The organism is Lacinutrix sp., assembly GCF_023299985.1.
Classification (GTDB): domain Bacteria; phylum Bacteroidota; class Bacteroidia; order Flavobacteriales; family Flavobacteriaceae; genus Lacinutrix.
The window spans coordinates 1-12,990 of the sequence record NZ_JALZVX010000157.1 but is presented as its reverse complement, the minus strand read 5'-3'; the positions used below and the strand labels follow the sequence as shown (position 1 = coordinate 12,990).

Sequence of the window (12,990 nt, the reverse complement as noted above, 5' to 3'; positions counted from 1 at the left end):
ATCAGCATCTGTTGCAAATGTCTGTGCAGCAGTTTGTGCAGCTATAATTGCAGCATCTGCATCTGACTCATTTGTATCTACATCATTTTGAACTGCGGTAATTGCATTGTTCAATAGTGTTGACTGTGCTGTATCAGCATCTGTTGCAAATGTCTGTGCAGCAGTTTGTGCAGCTATAATTGCAGCATCTGCATCTGTTTCGTTTCCGTCTACATCTAATTGTACTGCATCAATATTAGCCTGTAATGCAGAATTGTTACCAGAAATATCTGCTGTATTTTGAGCAACGGCTGCTTCAACAATTGTTAAACGTGCATCTAAATTTTGATTTTCTAACGTCAATAATCTTGACTCTTGGTTAGCATCACTACTACTTAAAGACGTAATATTACCTGTATTGTTTACAACTGTTGTAGCTAATTGAATAACATTGGTATCTCCAACTTGTTCCTCAAATTGTAATGAAGTCATTGCTACTGGAACAACTCTTAATAGTGAAGCACCTACCACTTGGTAAATTATACCACCATCTTCATCGATTGCTATTTCTAAGAAATAATCTACATTTCCCCAATCTAATGTTAGTAAATCTCCAGAAACGTTTGTTCCTTCTCCTATTGCAAGGTCAAAAACACCGTTTGCATTAGTTGTTACGGTCCATGTTTCTGCGAAAACTGTAGTTCCAGTATTAGAACCCGAAAGGATTCTAACTTGGACACCTAAATCGTCTCCAATAATTAAATCTCCACCAGCGTCTCTCGCTGCTGCCTGATAATTAAATGTTTGTGCTGAGGCAAAACTTGCTATAAATGCAAGTGTTACAAAAAGTAAAATTCTTTTCATCATTGTTTTTAGTTTGTGTTAATTAATAGTTTACTAAAAACTGAAAGAAATTTTAAAATCGAAAAAAAAGTACAGATAGATACTTGAACACTGGTTAGTGTTAGTTTTTATGACTTTAGAAATAGGAATTCAATTAATAGCGTCGCAAAAAAAGTGTTTATTTTTGAAATAAAAAAAGGAAACCTACTTTAATCTACTATAGGTGTATTTATTCGCTGTAATACGTTTTTTTAAACTAAAAAAATATTATTCGACAAAACAAATATTTTATCGATAAATGACACATGGATTTATTTACATCTTCAAAAAAAAGCTTTCGGAAAGCTTTAGTTATTAAAATTTCCCTAATACATAATGCTAACTCATTTTAATCGTTATTTTTGCTCATATACAAAGAACAAAATGTTTAAAAAACTATTTATATTATGCTTTATCAGCCTATTAACTTTCAATAGTTATGCGCAACAGCGCAAAAACATTGAGATTAAAGATTCTGGTGCTTTTGGAGAAATAGACGAAGAAAAATATCCAGGCGCAAGAATACTAACACGTAGTGACGCTGGACAAGTACATGTTTACCATGATGGTATCGATATGTACTGCGACCAGGCGGTTTTATATGGTAAAGAAAACTTTGTAGAAGCTTACGGAAACGTAAAAATGATACAAGGTGATACCATTACTATGATTGCAAAATACGCAGAATATAGTGGAAAAACACAATTAGCATATGCAAAAGGTGATGTTGTTTTAACCGAACCAAGTTCAACTTTAACAACACAAAAATTATTTTTCGATCGTGCAAAACAAGAAGCATATTATGAGGAAGATGGAAAAGTAGTAAGAGATTCTTCAGGAACTATAACAAGTACTGTTGGTAGATATTATATGTCTCAAAAGAAATATCGCTTTCTAAATACTGTAAAATTGGTGAATCCTGAATATGTATTAACTACTAATCAGTTAGATTTTTATTCGGAAACTGGACACTCTTATATGTTTGGTCCTTCAACAATTGTTGGAGAAACAAGTACTGTGTATTGCGAGCGTGGTTTTTACAATACTAATAATGACACAGGTTACTTCACAAAAAACTCAAGAATAGATTACGATAATCGTGTGGTGGTTGGAGATAGCATGTATTTTGACCGTAATCGCGATTTTGCATCTGCCACAAATAATATAAAAATTACAGACACCATAAATAATAGTATTATAACAGGTCATTATGCCGAAGTTTATAAATCTAAAGATTCTGCTTTTGTTACCAAACGCGCTTTGGCCATTTCGGTTCAAGAAAACGATTCTATTTATATACATTCAGACACGTTAATGGTTACTGGAAAAGAAAACAATCGTATAACCAGAGCCTTTAGAAATGCAAAAATGTATAAATCTGATGTTAGCGGTAAATCTGATTCTATTCACGTAAATCATCAAACAGGATTAACGCAACTTATTAATTTATCACGTTTAAACTCTAAAGATGCATTTGCTGTAAAAAGAAGACCTATTCTTTGGAATTTAACTAACCAAATAACTGGAGATACTATTCATTTACAATCTAATCCGGAAACCGAAAAATTAGATTCTCTAAAAGTTTTCGAAAATGCTTTTATAATTAGTAAAGACACTTTAAGTACAGAGTATTTTAGTCAAATAAAAGGAAAACGTTTAATTGGTTTATTCGATGAGAATAACCAATTAAAACAAGTAAATATCTTTAAAAATGCAGAATCCATTTTTATTGCGCGAAATGATGATGATGAATTTATAAGCTTGGATAAAGGACGGTCTGCAAATATAGAAATGTACTTTGAAGAAGGTGGTATTTATTATTTCAAAAGGCTTATTAATCCTGAATTCAAGGCCTATCCTGAAGACCAAATTCCTAAAGGAGCCATGAGATTAAAGGATTTTGATTGGCGAGAAGAGGAAAGACCATTAAGTGTTGAAGATTTATTTAAAGACGATCCGCCTTTAAATTTACCAGTAATTAAAGGCTTAGATCCTGCAGTTTCTGAAGAAGAATTTTTTGATGAAAATTTATTAAACCGTGTAGAAAAAGCAGATAATGAAAGTAAGCCAAAAGTTCGTTTTGGAGATGCACGTGATGATGCACCATTAAAAGCATCAAGGCAAATTCCAACAAAAAAAGGAAAACCAGCTAAACAAGAACTCCTTAAGAACAACCTTACTAAACAAACCAAATCTAAAAGTAAAAAACCTACAATAGGTAAAGCATTGGAATTAAAAAAGGAAGAATGAAAAATCAATTCTTTAAACACCAAGCGCAAACCACACCACATCCATTAGCAATGGAAATTTCTCATGCTAAAGGCTCTTATATTTACGACACTAATAATAAAGCGTACTTAGATTTTGTTGCAGGTGTTTCGGCTTGTAGTTTAGGGCATTCGCATCCAAGAGTTGTTTCAGCTATAAAAAAACAACTAGACAGCTATTTACATGTTATGGTCTATGGTGAATACATACAAAAGCCAGCTGTAGATTTATGCGCTTTATTAGCAAAACATTTACCAAAATCGCTTGAAAAAACATACTTAGTAAATTCCGGAACAGAAGCCATAGAAGGTGCATTAAAATTAGCACGACGCGCAACTGGAAGAAGCAAAATTATTGCAGCACATAATGCCTATCATGGCAATACAATGGGTTCGCTAAGTTTAATGGATTTTGAAGAACGTAAAGCACCTTTTAGACCGTTACTACCAGACATTAGCCATATTACATTTAATTATGAACCACATTTAAAACACATTACTACAAAAACGGCTTGTGTTGTTTTGGAGACCATTCAAGGTGGTGCAGGTTTTATAGAACCTAAAAACGGTTATCTCTCAAAAATCAGAAAACGCTGCGATGACGTTGGCGCATTATTAATTTTAGACGAAATTCAACCAGGAATTGGTAGAACTGGAAAATTGTTTGGCTTTGAAAACTACAACTGTATTCCAGATATTTTAGTAACAGGAAAAGGACTTGGAGGCGGTTTGCCTATTGGTGCTTTTACAGCTTCTGCCAAATTAATGGACAGGTTACAAGACGAACCAAAACTAGGACATATTACTACATTTGGTGGTAATCCAGTTATAGCTTCTGCTGCTTTGGCAACTTTACAAGAAATAACAGAGCGTGACTTAATGTCACAAACTCTAGAAAAAGAGCAATTGATTAGAACGCACTTAAAGCATCCTTTTATAGAAGAAATTCGAGGAAAAGGCTTAATGTTAGCGGCTATTTTATCGTCTTCAGAAATAGCTAATCATCTGGTTTTAAAGGCACAAGACAATGGATTAATACTGTTTTGGCTATTATTCGAGCCTAAAGCCGTTAGAATTACACCTCCTCTTACCATTAGCAACGACGAAATTATTAAAGGCTGTGGCATTATTGTTGAAGTATTAAAAAACATACAAAGCAAATAAGTAATTGTAAACCGTTAATTATCAAATACAAAGCCTAAAAAAAATCAATAACAAGCTACAGTTGTTCATTACTTTGTTAAAAACATTTGTTTGTTATACCTTAAAAATAGCCTTTTGAGTATTACATTTATTACACCGCAATGCTAGATTAATGCCTATGGATTTTAGCCAAGAAGAAGAACCTAACGACATATCGCTTACAAAATTCGAGTCTATGCTTAAAACAAATAATGTTTTGTTTTTTGACTCTAACGAATTTGAAAATATTATTCACCATTACCTTAATCAAGGTAAAGTAGCGCTTGCTAAAAAAGCTATTAAACTAGGCTTACAGCAGCATCCAAGCTCAGTAAGTTTAAAACTTTTTAAAGTTGAAATTTTTGTTTTTGAAAATGAATTAGGCAAAGCTAATTCACTTTTAAACGAACTCTATATTCTTGAGCCATCTAACGAAGAAATCTATATTCAAAAAGCTAATATATTATCTAAAGAAGACAAGCACATTGAAGCTATTGCTGTTTTAAATAACGCTATTGATTTAACAGAAGAAACTGCAGATATCCACTCGCTTATAGGTATGGAGTATTTATTTCTTGATCAATTTGATATGGCAAGAGATAGTTTTATGGAATGTCTTGAAGCCAATCCAGAAGATTACGCATCACTTTATAATATTATTTATTGTTTCGATTTTTTAGATCAAAATACCGAAGCCATAGAATACCTTAACACCTATTTAGACAAAAATCCATACTGCGAAGTAGCTTGGCACCAACTTGGTCGTCAATATTACGAGTTAAAAGATTTTGAAAAAGCAATGTCTGCTTTTGATTTTGCTATAATTTCAGACGATACTTTTGTTGGCGCATATATAGAAAAAGGAAAGGTTTTAGAAAAGCTAAAACGCTATAATGAAGCCATAGAAAACTACAGTATCACATTATCCTTAGAAGACCCAACCTCTTTTGCTTTACTGCGTATTGGTAACTGTCATGAAAAGTTAGGAAATAACGATTTGGCAGTACAATATTACTATAAAACGGTACATGAAGATCCGCTTTTAGACAAAGGCTGGATTGCAATTACTAAGTTTTACTCTAAAGAAAGAAATTACCATAAAGCCTTATACTACATTAATAAAGCTATAAACATAGATAGTGAAAATGTTGCATACTGGAAATACTTTGCAAAAATTAACCACAGATTAAACTTTCTTGAAGAAGCAGAACGTGGTTACAAGCGTTCACTAGAATTAGGTAATTATGAACTAGAATCTTGGTTAATTAGAAGTGATATATTAGTAAAACTAGGTGAGCGAGAAGCAGCAACTTTTAACTTAATTCAAGCAGCAGAATTTTACCCAGAAAATGCTGAAATAGAATTTAGGTTGGCTGGTTTATATTTTCAGTTACTAGAAACTGAAAAAGCAACATACCATTTAAGAAACGGAATGCGTTTTGATGCCGAACAAATTATTGTTATTGAAGAATTATTTCCTGAGGTTTATAGTTCTATAGCTGTAAAAAACTTATTAAAAAACAAATAAAAGCAACTAAATAAGCCTAATTCTCTAATAATAAAAAGATGATTTTTGACATAAAAACAAAACTTAAATCTGAAGAACTAGAGATTACAGAAAAAAAACTACAGAACTTAGTAGTTGAAAATTTCAACCTTTTCTTTCCGAATCTTCGGATTATAAAATCTGAATTTAGTATTAAAGGAAATGTAAGGCTTTTTGGTTTAAGTGGAAGGATTGATATTCTAGCTTATAATTCAATTTAACATAATCTTGTCATTTTTGAATTAAAAAAAGAACATTCTAGAAACATAATAATTCAAGCAATCGATTATTCTGATTTCGTTGAAGAGAATTTGGAGTTAATTATATCACGAATTGATGAACTGTCAATTATAGAGAAGAAAAATATTTTGAAACTAAATAATTCTCCCAGAATAATATTGATAGCCAATTCATTCTTTCATCCAACAATTCGTAGAGCAAAAAAAATATCTAATGAAATTTCTTTATTCGAATATAAATATTTTTCAAATAAATTATTTCAACTTGATGAAGTAAAAGATAACGTGAAAATTAAAGAAAGATTAGAAAATATACTATCATCCAAAGAAGCCCTGACTCACAGTTCTAAAATCATTGAAATAATAAAAACAGTATTAAGCTTGAATTTAATTGATGAAAGGTATTACAAGATTGAAAGTGGAGAATTGATTGTAAATCAAACTCACTTATATAAAGTGTATGAAAAATATTATTCTAATAAGGAATTAGACTTTTTATCAAAATCTGATTTCTTAAAATCTATAAAACAGACAAGTAAACATGTTAGGTCAATAAAAGCTGTGTGGTATAAAAACAATAATACAAGTGGAATAGTTATTAATTTATCTTAATAAAAGATCAATCCTATTGCAACACTTTCTTAGCTAAAAAACACATTAAATTCTTCTTCAAATTCCATACCTTTGATTTGATATAAAAATCTAGGCATGCAAAGAAAAATTCAAGACTATTTTATAATTGCCCTTAAAGGTATTGCCATGGGAGCAGCAGATGTTGTTCCTGGAGTTTCTGGTGGAACTATTGCTTTTATATCTGGAATTTACGAAGAGCTATTACAAAGTATAGATAACTTAAATTTTGGGTTCTTTAAAATATGGAAATCCGAAGGATTTAAAACTGCTTGGCATAAAATTAACGGTAACTTTTTACTCTCTTTATTCTTAGGTATTGCTATTAGTATTTTCTCTCTAGCAAAAGCCATAAAATGGTTATTATTTAACGAACCCATTTTATTATGGTCGTTTTTCTTTGGTTTAGTTTTATCAAGCATCCTATTTATTGGAAAACAAATTAAATCTTGGAATTTTCCAGTTATTTTAGTACTAATAATAGCTGCAATAGGATCTTATTTTATTACAATTGCAGAACCTTTTGCTTCTCCAGACAGTAATTTATATTTACTTTTTTGTGGTGCTATCGCAATTATAGCCATGATTCTTCCTGGAATATCTGGCGCTTTTATTCTATTAATTTTAGGCGCTTACCAAATAGCAATTAACACTATAGACAATTTACTAGAAAGTGTATTTACTCTAAACTTTGAACTCTTTAAAGCTGCTTTTATTAAGTTTTTAATGCTAGCAATTGGAGCCGTTATAGGACTAAAAGCGTTTTCTAAAATATTAAATTGGATGTTTAAAAACCATAAAAAACTAACATTAGCTATTTTAACTGGTTTTATGGTTGGTTCTTTAAATAAAATTTGGCCTTGGAAAAAAGTATTAGAGTTTAGGTTAAATTCTCATGGAGAAGAAGTGCCTTTTATAGAACAAAGTATTTCTCCTTTTAGTTTTGAAGGTGACAACCAATTATTACTTTCAATCGTATTAATAGTAATAGGTTTCTTAACTATTTTTATGTTAGAAAAAATGGGTTCAAAAAAAGCATAATGCAAAAAACACAAACATTTAAGGACAAGGTTTTCTTAACTTTAAAAGGTTTAGCAATGGGAGCTGCTAATAAAGTTCCTGGAGTGTCTGGTGGTGTTGTAGCATTTGTAACTGGCTTTTACGAAGAATTTATACACTCGCTTAAACATGTTAATTTTACAGCTTTTAAGCTGCTATTAAATGGTAAGTTTCGCTCTTGCTTTCATTACATAAATGGCAAATTTTTAAGTCTGCTATTTTTTGGAATGCTTGTAAGCTATTTTAGTATTTCTAAAATATTAGATTATTTTATTAAACATTATGAGCTTTATGTTTGGAGTGTGTTTTTTGGTATGATTCTAGGCTCAATTTATTATATAAGCAAAGACTTTAAAGATTGGAAATTTACCACCTGCTTATCTCTTTTTGTTGGAGCCGCTATTGGTATTACTATTAGTTTTTTAGATCCTGCAATGGAAAACGACAACCTTTGGTTTGTATTTATTTGTGGTATTATTAGTGTTTCTGGGATGACGCTTCCTGGCTTTTCAGGATCCTTCATATTAATACTATTAGGCAACTATGTACTACTTTTAGTAGATTCTGTTAATGCGCTTTACGATACTTTTTATGAGGTTCTTGGAGGCAACTTCAGCTTTATAGAAAATGTAGAACGTGTAAGAATGCTAAAAGTACTTCTTGTTTTTACTTTAGGCTCTGCAGTTGGTTTAGTAACCTTCTCTCATGTATTAAGCTATATATTAAAACATTACAAAAGTGTTACTATAGCTTCTATAATAGGCTTTATTGTAGGTTCTCTTGGTGTGGTTTGGCCTTGGAAAGAAACCATTTTTAAAACAGATAGCTCTGGAGTCGCAATTTTAGACTCTAGAGGAAAACACATTTTAGAAAACTACAAACGCTTTATACCAGAACTTAATACAGAAACTCTTATTGCAGTATTCTATATTATTATTGGCATTGCTATTGTTCTAAGTTTAGAATGGTATGGCAGAAAAACACGACAAACACATGCGTAGATTTGGTTTAATAGGAAAAGATATTTCGTATTCATTTTCAAGAAATTATTTTAAAAATAAATTTGAAACTGAAGTTATAAAAGACACAACTTATGAAAACTTTGACCTTAAAAACATTGCTTTATTTAAAACAAAACTGAAGCAGGAAAGTGATATAAATGGTCTTAATGTTACCATTCCTTACAAGGAAGACATCATGCCTTTTCTAGATAAACTAAATAAAAGAGCAAAAGCTATTGGTGCAGTAAATACTATTAAAATCACCAAAAAAGGAAACTATATTGGTTATAATACAGACTATTACGGATTTAAAAAATCTTTAAAACCGTTGTTAAAAGCCCATCATAAAAAAGCATTAATTCTTGGAACTGGAGGCGCAAGTAAAGCTATTGCGTATGCCTTAAAATCTCTAGATATTGATTATGCATTTGTATCTAGAAACACATCAAAAAAAGCAAAATACACATATAACAAACTTTCGGATAAGGTTATAGAAGCACATCAAATAATTATTAATTGTACACCTTTAGGTACTTTTCCAGATGTTAATGAATGTCCAGATATTCCATATCAAGCTATTTCTAATCAGCATATATTATTCGATTTAATTTATAATCCATCAGAAACAAGATTTTTAAATTTAGGTAAGCAAAATAGTGCTACTATTATTAATGGAGAGAAAATGTTGGCATTGCAAGCAGAGAAATCTTGGAGTATTTGGAACAAATAAAAAATGAGTTCGTTATTAAAAGACAAGTTTTAGTATCTTTAAAATCTAAATTTTACCATAAACATAACATTTTACAAAATGTCAGAGCAAGATAACCTGCTAAACGCAGACGGAAAACAAGAAAACAAAGCACTAGAAAACACAACTATTGAAAACGTTGAAGAGACTGTTGAAGAAACAGTAGAAAAAGACACAACAGAGCCTCAAGACACTCAAAACGAGAGTACTAAAGACACTGTAATCAACGAAATAGACAACTCTAATGCAGAAGATGCAGAAGACGAAGGCACGAGTGATCGCCATAATATAGAAGAAAAAGACTATAGCGAAATGTCTTTAGATGCTTTGGTTATCGAGCTAGAAAAACTGGTAGAAAGCCAAAAAATACAAGCTATAAAAAAGCATGTTGAAGCCATTAAAAACGAATTTAACGAGAAATTTAATGCACTTGTTGAAGAAAAAAAGCAAGAATTCTTAGATCAAGGTGGTAACGAAATAGATTTTCATTATACAACGCCTCTAAAACGCAGCTTTAATGAAGCTTATAAAGAGTATCGCAATAAAACTAAAGCACATTATAAGAGTTTAGAAAATAGTTTAAAAGACAATCTATCTTCAAGACTTCAAATTATAGAAGACATTAAGGCACTTACAGATCTTGATGGAACTATGAATACAAAATACAAGCAATTTAAAGAACTGCAAGACCAATGGAAAGCTGCAGGATCTATACCAAGAGATAAATATAATAATGCTTGGAACAGCTACCATTTTAATGTAGAACGCTTTTACGATTTATTACATTTAGATAGAGATTTACGCGATAAAGATTTTGAGCATAACCTTGAGAAAAAGACAAAAATTATTGAACGTGCCGAAGCTTTAGCTAAAGACGAAAACAGTAATCGTGCCTTTAGAGAGCTTCAAGCTTTACACAAAATGTGGAAAGAAGAATTAGGTCCTGTTGCCAGAGAACATAGAGAACCAATTTGGGATCGTTTTAAAGAAGCAACTAAAGTTATAAATGATAGACGTCAAGAATATTACAATCATTTAGATGCGCTTTACGAAAAGAATTTAGAGTTTAAACATGGTATTATTGGTATTATTGAAGAAAAAACTAACGATCCTGGTAACGCACACAAAGACTGGCAAAAAAAGATAAAAGAAGTAGAGATGCTTCGCGAAGCGTTTTTTAAAGCAGGAAAAGTACCAATAAAGGTTAACGAAGCTACGTGGACTAAATTTAAAGTTGCTGTTCGTGAATTTAACCATAAAAAGAACACATATTATAAGAGCTTAAAAAAGGACCAATTTGATAACTTAGACAAAAAACTAGAATTAATTAAAATTGCCGAAGCTAACAAAGACAGTGAGGATTTTGTAGCGACAACGCAATTGATGAAAAAAATTCAAGGCGATTGGAAACATATTGGTCATGTACCAAGAAAAGATAGTGATAAGATTTGGAAACAATTTAGAGCAGCTTGTAATCATTATTTCGATAGAATAAACGCTAAAAGAAATGAAGCTAGCGCAGAAGAAGAAAAAGCCTTTACAGAAAAAGAAGCTTTTTTAAAGACTGTTTCAGAGACTAAACTTTCTGGAGAACAAAAAGCAGACTTAACTATTATTAAGGATTACATTGCAAAATGGAAAACATTAGGTCGTGTTCCTGGAAATAAACGCAAAATTGAAAGCGATTTTAATAAGGCCTTAGATACTTTATTTGGTGCTTTAGACATGAATAAGAATGAAGTTGAAATGATGAAGTTTGAAAACAGGCTTCAAGATTTATCTTCTTCTAAAGACCAAAGAGGACTTGAAAACGAAAACAGTTTTATTAGAACTAAGATTAGTGAAATCAATGGAGAAATAAACCAACTAGAAAATAACTTGTTGTTTTTTAAACATGCAGATGAAAAAAATCCACTTGTAAAATCTGTTCATGATAATATTAAGAAGCATACAGAATCTTTAATAATCTGGAAAGCAAAGCTTAAAAAAATTAAAATAATGGAAAACGCTAAGGCTAAAGCCGAAGCTGAAGAAAAAGCTGCTGCAGAGGCAGCTGCTGAAGAAAATACTGAGGCTACAGAATAACAACTTGAGTTATTATAATAAAAAAATGCTCATCTAAAGGATGAGCATTTTTTTGTCATTCCTGCGAAAACAGGAATCCACAACAAACCAATACCTCAAAATAGATTCCTACTTTCGCAGGAATGACAAATCAATAAAACTGCAAATGAGCATCATTAAAGCCTTTTTATACACACTTTTAATCTTTACTTTTTGGGCAATAATTCAGGTTATAATAATATTGCCTTTTAAAGATTATTTTGGCAATATCGAATACTACTCAAATACTTTTGGAATACTAGATATCACCTCTAAAGTTGGCGCCTTTTTATTAATCTATTTTTTATTTTGGAAACCAAATCTTGACTTTAAGAAGATTATAAATTTCAAAAATTATAATACTAACATTTTCTTATACCTCCTTTTAATTGTAGTTGGGTTAAAATTAGCATTAAGACCTTTTTGGAATTTTGAATTAATAATATTAGATTATTTTCAAGATTCTGTTTCTAACGATAATTCTATAATCTCAAACCATTCTATTTTTAATATTATTTCGACAATAATAGTTGCTCCAATTGTTGAAGAATTGTTTTACAGACGGTTTTTATTAGACAAATTGTCTCAAAAAAACAGTGAGATAATCGCTTTAATAGTTTCAAGTCTTTGTTTTTCAATAATACATATTGAAACGCCTAATAATTTAATACCAACTTTTATAAGTGGAATAATTTATGGTTTGATTTATTTAAAAACAAGAAAAATAGGTTACACAATAATATCACATTTTGTTTTTAACCTAATTTATATAGTAAGTAGTAACATTGGGTATTCGTACGACCATTTGTTATTTGGGACTAATTTTGATGTTATCTACTGGTTTCTATTTGTAGTTGGAATACTATTAACCTATTTAGGTGTTAAACAAATACTATCTACAAATACTAAATAAGACCTCAATTTTCATTGGGATTAGTTCTACTAATTGTATTTACTGCTAACTTCGTTTTTGTAAATACAAAGTGTCACTACAAACCAAATCCTGTTCAATTTTCATCAAACAGGATTTTGGCTCCTAACTAAACTAACCGATTATTTCTATTTCGCTTACTAGAAATAACCTATAAAATGACCTATTAAAAAGTTTACACTACTAACCAATTTTCCTATGAAGAAATAAGGCCATTTAAATTATATACGCATATATATTAATTTTGGATCACGAAGGTTAAAAAAATTACATTTTTTTAGCTTCCTCCCAAAAAAACTAGAGTATCTGAAAAAATTGAAATACCATTTTTTCTGATTACATTTTTTTGGCTTCCTCCCAAAAAACTAGAGTATCTGAAAAAATTGAAACATCATTTTTTCTGATTACATTTTTTTGGCTTCC

10 protein-coding genes and 1 pseudogene are annotated in these 12,990 nt (G+C 30.7%); 10 read left to right on the top strand and 1 reads right to left on the bottom strand.

Annotation, left to right across the window (positions count from 1 at the left end):
• Nucleotides 1-846 (bottom strand): annotated as a pseudogene (locus Q0C58_RS08780) (hypothetical protein); the annotation flags it as partial.
• 399 nt (nucleotides 847-1,245) lie between these two features.
• Between Q0C58_RS08780 and Q0C58_RS08775 the strand changes: the two are divergent.
• The 10 genes from Q0C58_RS08775 (at nucleotide 1,246) to Q0C58_RS08730 (ending at nucleotide 12,549) form a co-directional block, all read left to right on the top strand.
• The gene (locus Q0C58_RS08775; RefSeq protein WP_290700192.1) at nucleotides 1,246-3,111 is read left to right on the top strand and encodes an OstA-like protein; all 1,866 of its coding nucleotides are present in this window, start codon (nucleotides 1,246-1,248) and stop codon (nucleotides 3,109-3,111) included.
• A complete protein-coding gene (locus Q0C58_RS08770; RefSeq protein ID WP_290700190.1) occupies nucleotides 3,108-4,292 on the top strand; it encodes an aspartate aminotransferase family protein in 1,185 nt (394 codons plus the stop codon). Before Q0C58_RS08775 ends, Q0C58_RS08770 begins: the two co-directional genes overlap by 4 nt.
• A gap of 157 nt (nucleotides 4,293-4,449) precedes the next feature.
• A complete protein-coding gene (locus tag Q0C58_RS08765) occupies nucleotides 4,450-5,838 on the top strand; it encodes a tetratricopeptide repeat protein (protein WP_290700188.1) in 1,389 nt (462 codons plus the stop codon).
• Nucleotides 5,839-5,876: 38 nt separating this feature from the next.
• A complete protein-coding gene (locus tag Q0C58_RS08760; protein ID WP_290700187.1) occupies nucleotides 5,877-6,077 on the top strand; it encodes a hypothetical protein in 201 nt (66 codons plus the stop codon).
• A 90-nt stretch (nucleotides 6,078-6,167) separates the two neighbouring features.
• Entirely contained in the window at nucleotides 6,168-6,707 is a 540-nt protein-coding gene (locus Q0C58_RS08755; protein WP_290700184.1) for a hypothetical protein, read from the top strand.
• Between the two features lie 96 nt (nucleotides 6,708-6,803).
• On the top strand, nucleotides 6,804-7,766 hold the full coding sequence (locus Q0C58_RS08750) for a DUF368 domain-containing protein (protein WP_290700181.1): 963 nt from the start codon (nucleotides 6,804-6,806) through the stop codon (nucleotides 7,764-7,766).
• Nucleotides 7,766-8,785 (top strand): DUF368 domain-containing protein, encoded by a 1,020-nt coding sequence (locus Q0C58_RS08745; protein WP_290700178.1) that lies wholly within the window; start codon nucleotides 7,766-7,768, stop codon nucleotides 8,783-8,785. Before Q0C58_RS08750 ends, Q0C58_RS08745 begins: the two co-directional genes overlap by 1 nt.
• Nucleotides 8,754-9,515, top strand: coding sequence for a shikimate dehydrogenase (locus tag Q0C58_RS08740; RefSeq protein WP_290700175.1), 762 nt, complete (start codon nucleotides 8,754-8,756; stop codon nucleotides 9,513-9,515). Before Q0C58_RS08745 ends, Q0C58_RS08740 begins: the two co-directional genes overlap by 32 nt.
• Before the next feature lie 78 nt (nucleotides 9,516-9,593).
• Nucleotides 9,594-11,618 carry a DUF349 domain-containing protein gene (locus Q0C58_RS08735; RefSeq protein WP_290700172.1) on the top strand — a complete coding sequence of 675 codons (2,025 nt, stop codon included), beginning with the start codon at nucleotides 9,594-9,596 and terminating at the stop codon, nucleotides 11,616-11,618.
• A gap of 145 nt (nucleotides 11,619-11,763) precedes the next feature.
• Nucleotides 11,764-12,549, top strand: coding sequence for a type II CAAX endopeptidase family protein (locus tag Q0C58_RS08730; protein WP_290700169.1), 786 nt, complete (start codon nucleotides 11,764-11,766; stop codon nucleotides 12,547-12,549).
• The last annotated feature ends 441 nt before the right edge of the window (nucleotides 12,550-12,990 follow it).